The organism is Kitasatospora sp. NPDC096128 (assembly GCF_040303105.1).
In the GTDB taxonomy this organism is placed as follows: domain Bacteria; phylum Actinomycetota; class Actinomycetes; order Streptomycetales; family Streptomycetaceae; genus Kitasatospora.
Genome location: NZ_JBEOSP010000017.1, coordinates 73,019 through 90,179 on the forward strand (window position 1 = coordinate 73,019; position 17,161 = coordinate 90,179).

Sequence of the window (17,161 nt, forward strand, 5' to 3'; positions counted from 1 at the left end):
CCCGGCACCCAGCATTCGATTCTCCGTGACGGTGGGGACAAAAGCCAGTTCGAGCACCAGTGCTGGGTGTGCACACAAAGCATGATCAATGCTCCGCGCGTAGACATGTGCGATCCTCCAAAGGGTGGCTCCACGCTCGGGCTTTCGCCCCGGCCGGGGCCGCTCCCGTAGCATTCACGCGGTAAAGGCAGCGGGGCGATCGGGAAAGCAGCGGGCGTGAGCATCGAGCAGATGGACATCGAGCAGGGTCAAGGCGAGGAGGAGATCGACTACGGTCCGGGCCTCGACCCCGAGCGGCTGCGTCTCTGCCTGGAGGTGCTCGCCGAGCTCGACGAGCTGCACGTCGACCACCCGGACGCGATCACCGTGCGCCAGGCCGTCGGCGGCATATTCCGGACGCTCAAGCAGCGCCGCCGCCAGGAGACCCGGGCCCGCAAGACGGCCAACGACCGCGAGGTCACCGCCCGCACCGCCACCGGCGCCCCGACCCGGATCGACGACGAGACGGCCGGCGCCTTCGGCCTGACCACCATCACCACCACCGAGATCGCCGGCATCCTGGAGCGCCCGCGCTCCTGCTACACCTGCAAGACCCGGTACGTCGAGGTCGACGCCTTCTACCACAACCTGTGCCAGAAGTGCGCCGCCGTGAACCGGTCCCGCCGGGACGCCCGGGCCGACCTCACCGGCAAGCGCGCGCTGCTCACCGGCGGCCGGGCCAAGATCGGGATGTACATCGCGCTGATGCTGCTGCGCGACGGCGCCCACACCACCATCACCACCCGCTTCCCCAACGACGCGATCCGCCGCTTCACGGCGATGCCGGACAGCGCCGACTGGATCCACCGACTCAAGATCATCGGCATCGACCTGCGCGACCCGGCCCAGGTGATGGCCCTGGCCGACGAGGTCGCCGCCGACGGCCCGCTGGACATCCTGATCAACAACGCCGCGCAGACCGTCCGCCGCCCGGCGGAGTCCTACCGCGAGCTGGTCAACGCCGAGTCCGCCCCGCTGCCGGCCGGCGCACTGCCGCAGGCCACCACGATCGGCCGCTTCAACAGCGGCAGCGTCGACCTGCCCGCCCTCCCCCAGCAGGCGGGCGGCGGCGAGCAGCGGCTGGCCGCCGAGGACGTCACCTCCCTCGCGCTGGTCACCGGCTCCGCCACCCCGGCCCGGATCGAGGCCGGGACGGCGATCGACGCCGGCGGCCTGGTGCCCGACCTCGCGCCCACCAACAGCTGGGTGCAGACCGTGAGCGAGGTGGGCCCGGTCGAACTGCTGGAGGTACAACTCTGCAACTCCACCGCGCCGTTCATCCTGATCAGCCGACTGCGCCCGGCGATGGCCGCCTCCGCGTCGCGCCGCAAGTACGTGGTCAACGTCTCCGCCATGGAGGGCGTGTTCCAGCGCGGCTACAAGGGCGCCGGCCACCCGCACACCAACATGGCCAAGGCCGCGCTGAACATGCTCACCCGCACCAGCGCCCAGGAGATGTTCGAGTCCGACGGCATCCTGATGACCGCCGTCGACACCGGCTGGATCACCGACGAGCGGCCGCACCCGGACAAGATGCGCCTCGCCGACGAGGGCTTCCACGCCCCGCTCGACCTGGTCGACGGCGCGGCCCGGGTGTACGACCCGATCGTGCGCGGCGAGGCCGGCGAGGACCTGTACGGCTGCTTCCTGAAGGACTACGAGCGCGGCAACTGGTAGGCACCACAAGGAAGGACGCGAGTTGACCACCGCACCGATGCTCGGCGCCGGGATCGTCGTACCCACCGGGGACGGCCGGGTGCTGATCGGCCGCCGCACCACGGCCGGCGAGCCGCCGACCTGGAGCCTGCCCGGCGGCAAGGTCGACCCGGGCGAGTCCTTCGAGCAGACCGCGGCCCGCGAACTGGCCGAGGAGACCGGGATCGTGCTGCCGGCCGAGCGGATGCGGGTGCTCGCCGTGCACCTGGACCACGAGCTCGGCCGGCCCCGGCTGACCGCCGCCGTGCTGGCGCCGCCGAGCCTGGCCGAGGCCGTGGTCACCGAGCCGCACGCCTGCGCCGGCTGGGAGCGCTTCCCGGTGGACGCGCTGCCGGAGCCGATGTTCTACCCGTCCGCGCTGGTGCTCGGCAGCTGGCTGCCGCAGTACACCCCGGCGCTCCGGGCCGCGACGCACGGCTACCCCGTCGCCCGCTGAACGCGGACGACGGGGCAACCGACGGGGTGGCCGACTCCTTTGCGGGCCTTGGCCGTTGCGGGCCTCAGCCGGTACGGGCCCTGGCCGTTGCGGGCCTCAGCCGGTACGGGCCCTGGCCGGCACGAGCCTCGGCCGTTGCGGGCCTCAGCCGTTGCGGGCCGCCTCCGGCCCGGTGATCCGCCGCAGCAGCGGCAGGGTCGAGGCGATGATGCCGAGCGAGGCGACCAGGCCGAAGCCGGTCAGCGCGTAGTAGGTGAGGTCCGGCGACACCAGGTCATAGCCCATCTGGGCCTTGAGGAACATCGCCGCCGCGGCGAAGCCCGTCGCGATCGCGAGCGCCGACACCACCAGCAGCGGCAGCGCGCTCTCCAGTGCGACCACCCGGCGCAGCAGCCGCAGCGGTGCGCCGGTCAGCCGCAGCATCGCGAACGGCCTCCTGCGGTCGGACAGTCCGGCGACCACGCTCACCGCGAGGCTGCACCCGGCGACCGGCAGGGTGGTCAGCAGCACCACGTTCGCCAGCTGCCGCCAGCCCTGGACCCTCTTCTGTCCTTCGGAGGCGTAGTCCTCGGCCATCCTGGTCAGGTACGCCGGGAACGCCTCGGTGAACAGGGTCCGCAGTTGCTCCTTGGCCGCCTGGGAGTCGTCGGTGGTCGCGTAGACGATGAACACCGGGAGGGCGGCGACCTCCTCGGCGGAGACCGGCGCCGCCGGCCACTCCTTGTCCGGGTGCGCCTGCAGGTCCAGGACGCCGTTCCGGTCGACGGCCGCGACCACGGCCCCGGGCGCGCAGTGGCCGACGGCGGGGATCTGAGCCAGTTCCGAGCAGCGGACCAGGACGGGCACGAGCCGTTCCCGGCCGTACTGCGACGCACCGATCCCGGCCGGGTTGTCGTGCAGCAGCGCCATCCCCTCGAAGCCGGGGACGGCCCGGGCCCTGGCCATCACCCCGTCGGGCACCGAGGGGAGCACCGCCGGCCGCTCCGGGCCGAGCAGCGGGGTGGCCACGACCGCCTTGCGGACCTCGGGAGCGCCGTCGATCGAACCACGGTTCACATTGATGGTGCTCATGATGCCCAGCGTCGCGGTGGTGACGAACAGCGCGAGCACCAGACCGGCCACCGAGCGGAAGCCGGCCCTCGGGTCGTCCCCCAGGCGACGCATGGCGATCAGCGTGGCCGGCCGACTCGTCCGCCTGGCGACCGCCCGGGCGGTCGCCAGGGTGAGCCACGGACCGGCGATCACCAGACCGAGCATGACCAGGACGAAGCTGCTCAGGTACGCCAACGACTGCCCGTTGGTGGTCTTCGGGTGGTCGGCGACGAAGTAGCCGAGCTCGGCGAGACCGACCACCAGCGGGGCCGGCCGCCAGGGGCTCGGCGGCTTCGGGGTGACCCGACGGGAGACCCCGAGCGGCGAGATGGTGACCCTGCGCAACGCGAACCGGGCGGCGAGCGCGGCCGCCAGCGGCACGCCCAGCACCACCCCGGCCACCTGGGTCGGGGTCAGGCTCAGGTCGGAGGCGAAGAAGCGGGCGCCGGTGAACGGTACGTCGGCCACCAGCGGTTTCAGCACGAAGTACAGACCGAAGCCGACGACCGTGCCGACCACCGCCGCGACGGTGGACTCCACCGCCGAGATCACCGATACCTGGCCCGGGGTGGCCCCCACCAGCCGCATCGCGGCGTAGCGCTGCTCGCGGGTGGCGGCGGACAACCGGGTCGCGGTGCCGATGAAGATCAGCACCGGGAAGATCAGCGCGGCGGCCACCACCGTGAGCACGAGGACGAGTGCGTCCCCGTGCACGCCCGCGCCGTAGCAGTCGTACTCGCAGTCGGTGGGCAGCGTGGTGGCGATGCTGGTGACGCCGGCGGCCCGCGGCATCGCCCGGACCTCGTCGGCGGTGCGGCCGGTCACGACCGCGAGGGTGTCCGGTGAGGGCAGCGCGTCCTCACCGAGGGTGCCGACCTGCCGTCCCGGGAAGCGGTCGCCCAGCTCGACGGCCGGGGTCTCGCGCAGCAGCTTCGCCAGCGCCGGGGACGCGTAGTACTCGCCGGGCGCGGGAAACCGGGTCAGACCGGGCGGCAGTGGCGAGGTGGGCCCGGTCGGGGCGAGGTCGGCCCGGAAGACGCTCTCCCCCCGGTAGTAGTCCATCCGCGCGTGCCACCAGAGCGGGTCCGCCGGGGCAGCCGCCGTCGCGCCCTTGGCCCCCGTGTTCATCCAGACCTGCCGGGCGTTCATGCGGTCGATCGCGTTCATGCTGGAGACGGTGGACAGCAGCAGTCCCACCCCGATCGCGACCGCCGCCGCGATCATCAGCAGCCGGGCCACGGCCTCCCGGCCGCCGCTGACGGCCAGCCGGAGCGAGAAGGCGATCACGGGGCCACCGATCCGGCGGAGAGCGTACGGGCCTGGCCGTCGCGGACGATCGCCTCGCGGTCGGCGTAGGCGGCGACCCGCGGTTCGTGGGTGACCAGGATGACGGTGGTGCCCTGCTCCCGGGCCGAGGCCACCATCAGCTCCATCACCTGCTCGCCGGTGAGCGAGTCCAGCGCACCGGTCGGCTCGTCGGCGAACAGCAGCCGCGGCCGGGCCACCAGGCCGCGGGCCAGCGCCACGCGTTGGGCCTGGCCGCCGGAGAGTTCGCCGGAGCGGCGCTGCTCCAGGCCGTCCAGGCCGAGCCGGGCGAACCAGGGGCGGGCCTGGGCCAGTGCGGCGCCCCGGCGGACGCCGTTCAGCAGCAGCGGCAGGGCGACGTTCTCCTCGGCCGTCAACTCCGGTACCAGCTGGCCGAACTGGAAGACGAAGCCGAACCTGTCGCGGCGCAGGGCGCTGCGCTGGGCCTCGCTCATGCGGTCCAGGCGCTGCCCCTCGAACAGCACCTCGCCCGCGTCGGGCACCAGGATGCCTGCCAGGCAGTGCAGTAACGTCGACTTGCCCGAGCCGCTGGGGCCCATGATGGCGAGCACCTCGCCGGCCTGGACGGACAGGCTGGCCCCGCGCAGGGCGGGCGTCTCGCCGAAGGCGAGGGCGAGGTCGCGGGCCTCGATGACGGGGGTCATCCGCGCACCTCCGCGGCGAGGGCGTCGAGCCGGGCGGCGGTCAGGTCGATCCAGCGCAGGTCGGCCTCCAGGTGGAACAGGCCGTGGTCGGCGAGCAGGGCGTCCACCAGGGCGCCGTTGCGGCGCAGTTCGGTGAGCTCGCGCATCCGGCGCAGGTGGGCGGCCCGCTGGGTGTCCAGGTACAGCTCGGCGTCGCGGCCGAGCAGCAGGGCCAGCACCACCTTGGTGAACAGCACGGACTGCAGGGTGGGTTCGGGGGCGACGGGCTCCTGGAGCCAGGTCTCGAACTCGGTCGCCCCGGTTTCGGTGATGACGTAGCGCTTGCGCTCGGGCCCGTCGCCGGGCTCGGCCTCGCCGGCCATCACCTTGCCGTCGCGGGCCAGTCGGCCGAGGGTCGCGTAGACCTGGCCGTACGGGAGGGGCTTGCCCCGGCCGAAGAAGGAGTCGTAGTCGCGCTTGAGGTCGTAGCCGTGACTCGGCTCCCGCTCCAGCAGCCCGAGGAGGGTCAAAGGAACACTCATGCGGAGGACCATACACCAGGGATATACATCGAGTGTATACCTGGCGAGAACAAGCCTCTGACCTGGTGGAACGTCAACTCGTCGACAGGGGCGGGCAGGAGGCGGCCGCACGACCACCCCCTGCTCCGCACCGCGGCCCGGCACCCCCACGGTCACCGGCCCGGGGCCGCGCCCAGGCACGGGGGGCGCGGCCGGACTCCAGCCTGCCGGGGCCGCCGACTGCTGCCGAGGGCCGAACGTCCCGGGTGGACAGGGCCGAGCAGCACCACAGGTGCATCACACTCTTGTGCGAGAGAGGCGGTCGGGTGGAGATTGGGTGATGAAACCCCCTGCGCACCCGCGTCCCTGAGGAGGCCTCAGCGTGCCCAGCACACCCCGCCCGGCCCGGCCCGCGTCGCGCCCGCGGCGAACCGGACGTCAGCTGCGGCGGGCCCTCGGCGCCCGGCACGAACCGTTGGCGCGCCCCCTCGACCGGTCCCGCGCCCGCGCCTGGCTGCTCACCGTGGTCGGCGGGCTGCTGGCCGCCGCCCTCTCCGTCGGCGGCGCGCTGCTGCTCTTCCGCGCCACCGCGCCACAGGCCGACACCGACCGGGCCCGGGTGCACCGGATCAACGCCGTGGTGACCGCCGGGAACTCCGGAAACACCCGTGACGCGGCCTCCACCAGCCGGTTCTCCGGCGGCTACGGCGACCGGGTCGAGGTCGAGGCCTCCTGGACCTACCCCGGCACCACCCCGCACACCGGCGCCGTCGAGGCCCCCGGCTCGTCCGTCAGCGGCTCCGTCGTCCCTCTCTGGGTCGACCCCGACGGCAACGCCACCGCTCCCCCGCTCGACCCCGCCGCCCTCGCCGTCTCCGCGGCCTGTACCGGGGCCGGCGCCCTCCTCGTCCTGTCCGCCCTGCTCACCCTCGGGCTGCGACTTCGGCTCAGGGCGCTCGACCGCCGGGCCGAAGCCGGCTGGACCGCCGACTGGGCCCGGCTGGAGCCGCTCTGGAGCGGCCGCGCCGGGCACCGCCGGGAGGAGTGAACCCGCCTCGGTCGATCCCCCGCCGGCTGCTCAGCGGCGCGCCGTCCAGGCCGGGGCCGGGACGGCCCTCGCGGCGAGGTGGGTGAGGACGCCCACCGCGACCAGCAGCGCGAGGGCCAGCGCCAGCGCGACCGGGACGGCGGCGTGGAGGACCAGCAGGGCGCCGAGCAGCGCACCGGCGAACATCCAGACCGCCGAGGCGAACCGGCGCGGGCCGGTGCGGTCCGCGGCGAGGGCGGTGATGGTCATGGTGAGCACGGTGGTGGTGAGGTCGGGGACCTTGAGCGAGCGGACCACCGCGTTCTGGCCGCCCATGGCGAGGGCGAGCAGGCCGATCAGCGCGTAGCGGGCGGGCTCGGTGCCGTGGCCGAGCCCCGCCGCCAGCGCGGTGCTCACGGCGACCAGCACCGCCTGGGCGGCGACGGCGGCGGTCAGCAGTCGGCCCCGGTGGCCGGGCAGCCGCCGGGCCAGGTGCCCACCGGCCAGCGCGCCGAGCAGGAAGGCGGCCAGGGCGGCCAGCGAGGCGGGGGCGGACAGGCCGGGGGCGCCGGCCAGGGCGAAGCCGAGGAAGACCACGTTGCCGGTCATGTTGGCGACGAAGACGTGTCCGAGTGCCAGGTAGCTGACCGCGTCCACCACCCCGGTGACCAGGGTCAGCACCAGCAGCATCGGCACCAGCGGCCCGTGCTCGGGGTCGGCTCTCAGCATCGGACGGCTCCCGGAAGGTACGCGTGACGGTCCTTCCGTTCTACTACCTCGGCGGGCTCAGGCGAGTGCCGTACTGCTCGGGTCGTCCGACTCGTCGTCCAGGTGCCAGTGCAGGTCCCGGACGCCCGGCTCCAGCGAGAGCCGGGAGACGACCTGCTCCAGCGCGGGGGCGACCTGGCCGCTGATCGCCACGGTGGCCCGCAGGTTGGTGGCGTCGCCCTGCTCGGTGCGCCGGGCGCGCAGGCCGGTGGGAGCGAGGCCGGAGGCGGTCAGGGCCTGCAGCAGCAGGGCGCGGATGTGGGTCTCGGACTTGCGGTCGCACTCCAGGTGGACGGTGGCCCGGGAGGTGGAGTCCGGGTCGCTGCCGGACTGCGGGGCCCGGTCGAGCAGCCGGCCGGCCGGACGCAGCACCAGGTGCACGGCGAGCACCGCCAGCGTGCCGAGGGCGGCCAGCTCCAGCTTTCCGGAGGCGGCCAGCACCCCGACGGCGGCCGAACACCACAGCGTGGCGGCGGTGTTGAGGCCGCGCACGCCGGCGCCGTCGCGCAGGATCACGCCACCGCCGAGGAAGCCGATGCCGGAGACGACGTAGGAGGCGACCCGGGTGGGGCTGCCGGTGTCGCCGACGGCCTCGCTGTACAGGACGAACAGGGTGGCGCCGGCGGCGACCAGCGCGTTGGTGCGCAGGCCGGCCATCCGGGCCCGCCACTGGCGCTCGATGCCGATCAGCGCGCCGCAGGCGACGCCGGTGGCGAGCCGGACCAGGAACTCGACGGTGGTCAGGGTGTGCACGGCGGCACCTCCTCCAGAGGATCCACGGGGAAGACGGGCAGGGGAATCACGGGCAAAAGGAACGGACGGGTGGCGGGCCGCTGCCCGCCACCCGTCCGTACGGGTTCCGCTCGGCGGCTCAGTGGTTCAGCGCGGTCTGGACGACCTTGATGATGACCATGATCATCGCGATCAGCAGGTAGGCGCGCAGGGCACCCATGCCGACCTTGCGGGCGGTGGACATGACCGGCTGGCCCAGGGTCTCCAGCGGGGGCATCCGCCAGTTCTCCCGGCCGGTGCGGTCGATCGGGTCCTCCTTGGTGCCGGTGCGGCCGGCGGTGAAGAAGTACCCGGCGACCAGCACGCCCGCCACGCCGCACCCGGCCATGATCCAGAGGATCGCGCCCGAGCTGATGTCCGGCCAGACCACCGAGGCGGTGAGGATCAGCGAGAGCATCACCAGCACGCCGACCACCGTCGAGGTGAAGGCGTTGGTCCTGGGCCCGTTGGCCCAGGGGCCGAGCACGGCCTTGTCGTTGCAGAGCAGCAGCAGGAAGACGGTGGCGGAGGGCAGCAGCACCCCGGCCAGCACCTGGACGAACTGGGTGATCAGGCCCTGGGTGTAGCCGTTGGACAGCAGGGTGATCGTCGCGGCGACCGCGACCAGGCCGGCGTAGACGGCGTAGAAGCCCTTGGCGCCCTTGACCCCGCGGTGCAGGGAGTGCTTGATGCCGAAGACGTCGCCGATCGCGTAGGCGGTGGAGAGCGAGACGGCGAAGGCGCCGATGATCGAGGCGTCCAGCAGCGCGATGGCGAACAGCACGCCCGCCAGGTGGCCGGCCTTGTCCTCGATGCCCTTGGCCACGGCCGCGGTGTCGGAGAACTGGCCGAAGCCGTCGGTGCCGGCGAAGGCCGCCGCCGTGAGGCCGATCAGCGCGGCCGCACCGATGATCACGATCGCGATGCCGATCCACAGGTCGACCTTCTCGTACTTCATGAAACGCGGGGTGATCCGCTTGTCGATGACGTACGACTGCTGGAAGAACAGCTGCCAGGGGGCGACGGTGGTGCCCACGATCGAGATGATGACCATCATGACGGCCGCGAGCTGGCCGGCGCCGCCGGGCATCTGCGGCGTCACGAAGTCGTGGGCCATCTGCGAGGTCTTGGGGTGGACCATGAAGTAGATCGGCACCAGCAGCAGCGAGCCGACGCACAGCGTGATGGCGACCCGCTCGAAGCGCTGGAAGGAGCCGGTGAAGGCCGAGGCGATGATGATCGCCGCCGCCAGGACCACGGAGAGGACCTTGGGCAGGCCCAGGTACCCGGCCGCCATGGTGACGCCGATGAACTCGGTGACCAGGGTGAGGGCGTTGAGCAGGAACAGGTCGATGACGCTGAACGCGCCCCAGAACTTGCCGAACCGCTCCAGGATCAGCCGGGCGTGGCCGACGCCGGTGACGGCGCCCAGCCGCAGCACCATCTCCTGGTTGACGTACAGCACGGGCACCAGCAGGAGCAGGGTCCACAGCAGCTGGGTGCCGTAGTTCTGGCCGGCCTGGCCGTAGGTGGAGAAGGCGCCGGCGTCGTTGTCGCCGACCATCACGATCAGGCCGGGGCCGACGATCGCCAGCAGGGTCTTGAGCCGGGCGGAGAGTCCGCTGCGGGGGGCGGTGTCGTCGAGCCGGATGGTGCCGAGCGCACCCTTGATGTCGCCGACGTGGGCGTCGTCCAGGACGGCGGACTTGGCGGCGGCGGGAGCGGCGGGGGCGGTGGGGACCGTCTGAACCTTCGGGTCCAGCATCACGTTGGTCATGGCGGGGGCCTCCCTCCCCCTACCTTGAGGGGGCGTCAGGGGGCACGCAGCGGCAATCCTCCCCACGGGCGCACGGCATCCACGCCGTACGGCGACGCTGAGCGGCGGCGGCCGTGCGGGCATGAGGATGCTGACGGTGCGTCAGGCGGCGTGCGTCGAGGCATGGTCGAGCGCAGGACGAATCGCCGGGTGAACGCGCAGGGAAGGTTGTTACCGCGTGCCGGAGGTGTGCGAGAGCATGCGGAGGTAGGGGCTACTGTGGCCCGGACTATCGCAGTCCATGTCTCTCGCCTCCTCCCGGTCGGGAGCGCACCGTCTGTGCGCCGCATCACGACACGGCAAGGAGCACACCGGCCATCGAGGACCGGTACACCCCAACTCGTCAGAGCTTTGGCACTCCACGGCGTGTCCAGCCGGATCGGCCGGAAGCCACTTGGGGTCAACCCTTAACTCGGGAAGACCTGTCCTGAACCTGGGCGTCTCTCGACGTCGTCGGGTCAGTGGCCTGTGTCCGTGAAGACGCCTCACCGAACGAGGTGCCTTTTCAAACCTCCCAAAGCATAGACCCGGCGCGCCGGGCCCGTGTCACCTTTTCGGCTGATCTTCGACAGCTTTGTAGAACCTTGACCAAAACCGTGACGCCTTGTGCACCCTTCCCCGGCATATATAGTTCACCGACATATGCAGCTGAACAGCTCACGAGGGGGAAGCATGTCCCACATCGATCCGAGCCGACCCGCGCCCGTCCTGCAGTTGGCCGGGGTCTCCCGGGTGCACGGCCGCGGCGCCGCCGAGGTGCACGCCCTGCGCGAGGTCGACCTGACCGTCCACGCCGGCGAGTTCGTCGCCGTGATGGGGCTCTCCGGCTCCGGCAAGTCGACCCTGCTCACCCTGGCCGGCGGACTGGACCTGCCCAGCGGCGGCGAGGTGCTGGTCGAGGGCGTGACCCTCGGCGGCCTCAGCCGGGGCAGGCTCGCCGACCTGCGGCGGCGCTCCGTCGGCTACGTCTTCCAGGACTACAACCTGATCCCGGCGCTCACCGCCGCCGAGAACATCTCGCTGCCGCGCGAACTCGACGGCGTCTCCGGCCGCGCCGCCCGCCGGGAGGCCCTCGCCGCCCTGGAGGAGCTCGGCATCCCCGAACTCGCCGACCGCTTCCCCGACGACATGTCCGGCGGCCAGCAGCAGCGCGTCGCCATCGCCCGCGCCCTGATCGGCGAGCGCCGCCTCGTCCTCGCCGACGAGCCCACCGGCGCCCTCGACTCCGCCACCGGCGAAGCCGTGCTCGCCGTGCTCCGCGCCCGCTGCGACGCCGGCGCCGCCGCCATGATGGTCACCCACGAGGCCGCGCACGCCAGTTGGGCCGACCGGGTGGTCCACCTGCGGGACGGCGCGGTCGCCTCGGAGAGCGCCGGACGCCGCTCCGCCGGCTGCCAGGCCGCCGTCCACCGCTCCAACTCCCTGGGTGAGGTGGCCCGGTGAGGTTCGGAGCATGGAAGGTCGCGCTGCGGATGGCCCGACGCGACGCCCTGCGGGCCAAGGGGCGCAGCGCCCTGATCCTGGCCATGATCGCGCTGCCCGTGCTCGGCGTCACCGGCGCCGACGTGGTCCACCGCAGCACGCAACTGACCCCCGCCGAACGGGTCGAGCGGGTGGTGGGCGGCGCGGACGCGCTGGTCACCGCGCTCAGCCCGGGCCAGGCCGTCGAACAGGCCCCGGTCGCCGAGGACGGCGCCTTCGCCGTCCGGGCCCGCCCCGGGCAGCAGCCCACGCCCGAGCAGCTCAAGGGCGCGAGCACCGACCCGACCGTCCTGGTCGGCTCGCTGCTGCCGCCCGGCAGCGCGCTCACCCCCGTCCGGACCGGTCCGGAGACCGGCGCCACCTCGCCCGAGGGCCTGGTCCGCACCCTCACCACCGAGGCCGAACTGGGCGACCCGGTCTGGCGCGGCCGGATGGACCTGGTCGAGGGCCGCGCGCCCGGCGCGCCGCACGAGATCGCCGTCACCCAGGCCTTCCTGGACCACTCCGGGCTCCGGCTCGGCAGCGACACCACCGTCCAGGGGCTGGAACGGACCACCTTCCGCATCACCGGACTGGTGGAGCACCCGGACGACCTCAAGCGGGTCGAACTCGTCGCCCGGCCGGGCGAGTTGCTCGACCAGCTGGCCGCCGCGGCGGAGCCCGGACAGCCCGCCCCCGAGCCGGGCCGCAACGGCCACAGCTCCTGGCTGGTGCACCTCCCGGGCGGGGCCGCCCTCGACTGGGCCGCGGTCCAGTCGTTCAACGCCCACGGCTACACCCTCACCGCGCGCGCCGTCGCGCTCGACCCGCCGCCCTCCGGCGCCGTCCCCTACTACCGGGACTCGGCCGTCTACCGCGACCCCGCCGGCGGCAACACCACCAAGGTCGTCGTCGCCACCGTCACCGGCATGGCGCTGCTGGAGGTCGCCCTGCTCGCCGGGCCCGCCTTCGCGGTCGGCGCCCGCCGCTCCCGCCGCCAGCTCGCCCTGCTCGGCGCCGCGGGCGGCCGGCGCACCCACATCGGCGCGGTCGTGCTCGGCGGCGGCCTGGTGCTCGGCCTGGCCGGTGCCGCGCTCGGCGTGGCGGTCGGCACCGGCCTGGTCGCCGCCCTGCGACCGGTGATCGAGGAGGTCGGCGGCGCCCGCTTCGGCCACTTCGCCCTCTCCCCGCTGGACCTGCCCGCGATCGCCGGCATCGGCCTGCTCACCGCGCTGCTCGCGGCCGCCCTGCCGGCCTGGCAGGCCGCCCGGCGCAGCGTCACCGCCGGCCTCACCGGGCGGGACTCCGTCCGGGCGCCCAACCGCCTGGTCACCGTGGGCGGCGTGGTGCTGCTCCTCGGCGGCGGCGTGCTCGCGATGTACGGCGCGGGCGCCGTCCAGCGCGGCCTGCCCGTGGTCAGCACCTACGACGCCCGCACCCTCACCGTGCTGGGCGGCTCCGTCACCGCCGAACTCGGCCTGCTCGCCTGCACCCCCGTCCTGATCGCCCTGTTCGGCCGGTTCGCCGGACGGCTGCCGCTCGGCCCCCGGCTGGCGCTCCGGGACTCCGCCCGCAACCGCTCGCGCACCGCACCGGCCGTCGCCGCGGTGATGGCCGCCGTCGCCGGAGCCGTCGCCATCGGGGTGTACAGCACCAGCACCGACGCCGAGAGCCGGCGCGACTACCGGCCGGAGGCCCCGTACGGCGCCGTCCAGCTGATCACCCACAGCGACGGGCCGCAGAGCGCCCAGCTGCCGGCCGAGGTGGAGAAGCAGCTCGCCGGACTCGGCCCGCGCGCCGAACTCGGCCAGGCCGTCTACAAGTTCTGCGACAACTGCGCCAGCACCGTCACCCTCAAGGGCGCGGTGGAGCTGCGCCGGCTCGAGGGGAACCCGCACCTCGCCACCGGCGACGCCACCGTGCTGCACAACCTGTTCGACGTCCGCGACCCGGCGGCCGAGCAGGCGCTGGCCGCCGGGAGGCTGCTGGTCTTCGACCGGTCGCTGATCGGCGCCGACGGCAAGGCCGTCATGCTGCTGCGCGGGGGTGGCGGCGCCCCGCTGCAGCCCGGGCAGATTCCCAAGCCCGACCTCCAGGAAGTCCCGGTGGACGCGGTGCTGGTCGACAACCCGGACGCCGCCCGCTACGCCCAGGGCCTGATGCCGACCACGGCGCTGGCCAAGCTCGGCCTCACCTCGGCGCCCCAGGGCGCGGTCTGGCGCCCGGCCACCCCGCCCGACCGCAAGGCCCAGCAGCGGGCCGCGGCCGCCGCCGCCCGGCTGGACCACTACGCCGAGCTGACCGTCGAGCGCGGCTACCAGTCGAAGGGTGACGCCCTCACCCTGGCGCTCAGCGGCTTCGCCGGGCTGGTCGTGCTCGGCGCCGCCGGGATCGCCACCGGCCTCGCGGCCGCCGACTCCCGGCAGGACCAGGCCACCCTGGCCGCCGTCGGCGCCCCGCCGCGGATCCGCCGGACCATGGCGGGCCTCCAGTGCGCGCTGATCGCCCTGCTCGGGGCGCTGCTCGGGGCGGCGAACGGCTTCGTCCCGGCGGTGGGACTGCTGAAGTCCCGGGCCGGCGGGTTCGGTTCGAAGCCGATGCTGCTCGCCGCGCCCTGGGGGGAGCTGCTGTTGGTGGTGCTGGTGCTGCCGGTGGTGGCCGGACTGCTCGCGGCGCTGTTCACCCGCTCCACGGTGCCGCTGGGACGGCGGCTGTCCTGAGCAGCCGTTCGGACTCCGTGGGCGCCCGTCCCTTCGACCAGGGGCGGGCGCCCGGCGCGTTCCGTACGCTCGCCGTACGATGGGCCGCGTTCCAGCGGGCGAAGAGCGCCGGCGGCCGGTGCGGCGAGGGAGACGAGGGCGGTGCTACGGGGTTTCGGCGATCTCGAGGCCGAGATCATGGACCGGTTGTGGTCCTGGGGCCGTCCGGCCACGGTGCGCGAGGTGGTCGACGACCTCCAGCAGCAGCGGGCAGTCGCGTACACCACCGTGACCACGGTCGCCGACATCCTGCACACCAAGGGCTGGCTGCGCCGGGACAAGGTCGGCCGCGCCTGGGTGTACGAGCCGACCTGCACCCGGGAGGCGTACACCGCCCAGCTGATGCACCAGGCTCTGGAGACCACCACGGACCGGGCCGGCGCGCTGCTCCACTTCGTCGACCGGATCAGCGGGGACGAGGCCTCCGCGCTGCTGGCCGCCCTCGAACAGGTGAAGACCCGGGACGCCGAGTGACGCTCGCCCTGCTCGGCCTCTACCTGGCCGCGACCGGCGTAGTACTGCCCCGCCGGCTGGTCGGCTCGGCGCGGCTCCAAGCCCGGCTCCAGGCCCGTCCCGCCCTCGGCGCCGCGCTGTGGCTGGCACTGATGGCCTCCTTCACCGTCGCCCTGGTGCTCGCGGCGCACCACGCGCTCGAACCCGCCGCGCACGAGCCGGCCGGGCTGATCGGCCTGTTCCCGCACCTCGAACCGACCGGGCCGCTGCTGCCGCACACCCACGACTGGTGGCTGCTCGCCGCCGTCGGGGCGGTACTCACCGGGCTGCTGGCCACCGTCGGCGCCCGGGCCGGGCGGGCCCGGCGGCGGCACCGGGCGGTGCTGGACGTGGTCGCCGTACGGGACCGGCGCTGGGGCGCCCTGGTGCTGGAGCACGCCCACCCGACGGTCTACTGCCTGCCCGGCCGGCGCTCCCGGATCGTGCTGTCGCGCGGGGCGCTGCGACTGCTGGACGAACGGCAGTTGGCCGCGGCCGTCGCCCACGAGCACGGCCACATCCGCGGCCGCCACCACCTGTTCCGGCTGCCCGCCGACACCTTCGCCCTGCTGCTGGGACCGCTGCCGCTGGCCCGGCTGGGGCGCTCGGAGGTGGCCCTGCTGCTGGAGATGGCGGCGGACGACGCGGCGCTGGCGGAGGTGTCCCGGGGCGAACTGGCCTCCGCGCTCTGCGCGTTGGCGACCTCGGGGGCGGCCTCGGGGGCGACTCCCGGTGGTTCGCTGGGAGTCGCCTCCACCGGGGTGCTGGCCCGGGTCCGCCGCCTGGCCCGGCCGGGCGGCGGAAGGCGGCGCCAACTGGCCTGGCGGCTCGGGGTGTTGACGCTGCCGGCGCTGCCGTACCTACTGGCCTGCGCACCGCACCCGTAGCACCGTCGGCGCCCGCCGCGGCTACGGGTGCTGCCGGCGTTGCGGGCCTTGCCGGCGCTACGGGCGGACGGCACCCATGTAGGGCATCGCGGAGATCGGCAGGACCTCCACGTTCTTGCCGGTGCGCGGCGCGTGGATCATCTTGCCGTCGCCGATGTAGATCCCGACGTGGTGGATGTCCTCGTAGAAGAAGACCAGGTCACCGGGCTGGAGGTCGGCGCGGGCGACCCGCGGGCCGTCGTTCCACTGGTCCTGGGACATCCGGGAGAGCTTGACGTCGGCCGCGCGGTAGGCGGCGCCGGTGAGGCCCGAGCAGTCGAAGCTGTTGGGGCCGGTGGCGCTCCACTGGTAGGGCTTGCCGAGCTGGGCGTAGGCGAACTGGACGATCGCCGCGGCCCGGCCGCCGGCCGCCGGCGGGGCCGGGGTGTTCAGGTCCGGGCGAGCCGCGGAGCGGGAGGCGCGGTCGGCGGCGGCCGCCTGCTGGGCCTCGGCCTTGGCCTTCTCGGCGGCCTGCTGGGCGTTGACCCTGGCCCGGTCCTCGGCGCTCAGCTTGTTGAGCGTCGCCTGGGCCTGGGCGAGCTTGGTCTGGATCTGCTGCTTCCTGGCCGCCAGTTCGGTGCCCACCGAGTCCAGCTGGGCGAGTGTGGCGGTGGCCTCGGCGCGGTCCTGGTCGAGCCTGCGCTGCTCGGTCTGCGCCTGCTTGAGCAGGGCGGTCTGGGTGTCGGCGACCTGGTTCTGCGCCGAGGCGCGCTCCAGGTAGCCGGCCGGGTCGGAGTCGAGCATCAGCTGGACGGACGGATCGATGCCGCCGTTGCGGTACTGGTCGGCGGCGACGGCGCCGAGCCGGGTGCGCAGCTCGTTCATCGCGTCCTGACCGCGGGCGACCTTCTCCTGGATCCGGTTGGCTTCGGTCTGCAGCTTCTGCTGCTTGTCCTTGAAGCCGTTGTACTGCTCGATGGACTGCTCGGCCTCCTCGTTGAGCTTGTCCACCTGCTCCTTGACGGAGGCCAGACTCGGGGCCGGCTCGGCGTGGGCGGTTCCGGCGGCGAGCACCGCACCGCCGGCCATCGCCGTGGTGAGGACCGCCATGCGGGCCCGGCTCGGGGGGCTGGGCTTGCGGCGCTTTCCCATCGCGATGAGCACTCCTTCGGGGGACGGGTGGGGACGTGCGGTGACGGGCTGGGGCTTGCGGGGACGTACCGGGGGGCTTGCGGGGGCCTGCGGTGACACTGGAGGAACGGAGGGGAGACGTCCGTACGTTCATCCGAGGCGTCCGAAGGCGCGTACGACGGTGCCCGGGAGCACGCATGCCGCGTCCCGGGACGGCGAAGGACGGGCGGGGCCGTACGGGGGATGCCGCCCCCGCCCGCCTTCTTCGAAGTAACTTAATAGATGAGGGGCGGGGTTCCGCAATCCCCCTGTTCGGG

Annotated in this window: 14 protein-coding genes and 1 riboswitch; of the genes, 7 read left to right on the forward strand and 7 right to left on the reverse strand. The window is 73.7% G+C overall.

Annotated features, from left to right (window positions below):
- Window positions 1-231 precede the first annotated feature (231 nt).
- Both ABTY61_RS20310 and ABTY61_RS20315 read left to right on the forward strand, forming a co-directional pair.
- Window positions 232-1,716 carry an SDR family NAD(P)-dependent oxidoreductase gene (locus ABTY61_RS20310; RefSeq protein ID WP_350506505.1) on the forward strand — a complete coding sequence of 495 codons (1,485 nt, stop codon included), beginning with the start codon at window positions 232-234 and terminating at the stop codon, window positions 1,714-1,716.
- Between the two features lie 22 nt (window positions 1,717-1,738).
- On the forward strand, window positions 1,739-2,191 hold the full coding sequence (locus tag ABTY61_RS20315) for a nucleotide triphosphate diphosphatase NUDT15 (protein WP_350506400.1): 453 nt from the start codon (window positions 1,739-1,741) through the stop codon (window positions 2,189-2,191).
- Window positions 2,192-2,335: 144 nt separating this feature from the next.
- On the opposite strand, the gene ABTY61_RS20320 is transcribed toward ABTY61_RS20315, so the two are convergent.
- From ABTY61_RS20320 to ABTY61_RS20330, 3 genes are read right to left on the reverse strand one after another with little or no spacing between them, the layout of a single operon-like run.
- A complete protein-coding gene (locus tag ABTY61_RS20320) occupies window positions 2,336-4,570 on the reverse strand; it encodes an FtsX-like permease family protein (RefSeq protein WP_350506401.1) in 2,235 nt (744 codons plus the stop codon).
- Window positions 4,567-5,253 (reverse strand): ABC transporter ATP-binding protein, encoded by a 687-nt coding sequence (locus tag ABTY61_RS20325; protein WP_350506402.1) that lies wholly within the window; start codon window positions 5,251-5,253, stop codon window positions 4,567-4,569. The genes ABTY61_RS20320 and ABTY61_RS20325 overlap by 4 nt, the downstream gene beginning before the upstream one ends.
- Window positions 5,250-5,774: a PadR family transcriptional regulator gene (locus ABTY61_RS20330; RefSeq protein WP_350506403.1), complete on the reverse strand. Its 525-nt coding sequence runs from the start codon at window positions 5,772-5,774 to the stop codon at window positions 5,250-5,252. The genes ABTY61_RS20325 and ABTY61_RS20330 overlap by 4 nt, the downstream gene beginning before the upstream one ends.
- Window positions 5,775-6,135: 361 nt before the next feature.
- Between ABTY61_RS20330 and ABTY61_RS20335 the strand changes: the two genes are divergently transcribed.
- Window positions 6,136-6,801, forward strand: coding sequence for an Rv1733c family protein (locus tag ABTY61_RS20335; RefSeq protein WP_350506404.1), 666 nt, complete (start codon window positions 6,136-6,138; stop codon window positions 6,799-6,801).
- A gap of 30 nt (window positions 6,802-6,831) precedes the next feature.
- Here the strand turns inward: ABTY61_RS20335 and ABTY61_RS20340 are convergent, their stop codons facing one another.
- The 3 genes from ABTY61_RS20340 to ABTY61_RS20350 form a co-directional block, all read right to left on the reverse strand.
- Window positions 6,832-7,509 carry a YoaK family protein gene (locus tag ABTY61_RS20340; RefSeq protein WP_350506405.1) on the reverse strand — a complete coding sequence of 226 codons (678 nt, stop codon included), beginning with the start codon at window positions 7,507-7,509 and terminating at the stop codon, window positions 6,832-6,834.
- A gap of 57 nt (window positions 7,510-7,566) precedes the next feature.
- Window positions 7,567-8,301 (reverse strand): MgtC/SapB family protein, encoded by a 735-nt coding sequence (locus tag ABTY61_RS20345; protein ID WP_350506406.1) that lies wholly within the window; start codon window positions 8,299-8,301, stop codon window positions 7,567-7,569.
- Between the two features lie 118 nt (window positions 8,302-8,419).
- Window positions 8,420-10,084: an NRAMP family divalent metal transporter gene (locus ABTY61_RS20350; protein ID WP_350506506.1), complete on the reverse strand. Its 1,665-nt coding sequence runs from the start codon at window positions 10,082-10,084 to the stop codon at window positions 8,420-8,422.
- Between the two features lie 378 nt (window positions 10,085-10,462).
- Window positions 10,463-10,639: riboswitch (M-box (ykoK) riboswitch) on the reverse strand.
- A gap of 168 nt (window positions 10,640-10,807) precedes the next feature.
- On the opposite strand from ABTY61_RS20350, the gene ABTY61_RS20355 reads away from it, so the two are divergent.
- The 4 genes from ABTY61_RS20355 to ABTY61_RS20370 all read left to right on the forward strand — a co-directional run bounded on the left by ABTY61_RS20355 (window position 10,808) and on the right by ABTY61_RS20370 (window position 15,734).
- A complete protein-coding gene (locus ABTY61_RS20355) occupies window positions 10,808-11,578 on the forward strand; it encodes an ABC transporter ATP-binding protein (protein ID WP_350506407.1) in 771 nt (256 codons plus the stop codon).
- A complete protein-coding gene (locus ABTY61_RS20360) occupies window positions 11,575-14,316 on the forward strand; it encodes an FtsX-like permease family protein (RefSeq protein ID WP_350506408.1) in 2,742 nt (913 codons plus the stop codon). Before ABTY61_RS20355 ends, ABTY61_RS20360 begins: the two co-directional genes overlap by 4 nt.
- A gap of 141 nt (window positions 14,317-14,457) precedes the next feature.
- The gene (locus ABTY61_RS20365) at window positions 14,458-14,829 is read left to right on the forward strand and encodes a BlaI/MecI/CopY family transcriptional regulator (RefSeq protein WP_350506409.1); all 372 of its coding nucleotides are present in this window, start codon (window positions 14,458-14,460) and stop codon (window positions 14,827-14,829) included.
- The gene (locus ABTY61_RS20370; RefSeq protein WP_350506410.1) at window positions 14,826-15,734 is read left to right on the forward strand and encodes a M56 family metallopeptidase; all 909 of its coding nucleotides are present in this window, start codon (window positions 14,826-14,828) and stop codon (window positions 15,732-15,734) included. Before ABTY61_RS20365 ends, ABTY61_RS20370 begins: the two co-directional genes overlap by 4 nt.
- 57 nt (window positions 15,735-15,791) lie before the next feature.
- Here the strand turns inward: ABTY61_RS20370 and ABTY61_RS20375 are convergent, their stop codons facing one another.
- Window positions 15,792-16,865 carry a C40 family peptidase gene (locus ABTY61_RS20375; protein WP_350506411.1) on the reverse strand — a complete coding sequence of 358 codons (1,074 nt, stop codon included), beginning with the start codon at window positions 16,863-16,865 and terminating at the stop codon, window positions 15,792-15,794.
- Window positions 16,866-17,161: the final 296 nt, after the last annotated feature.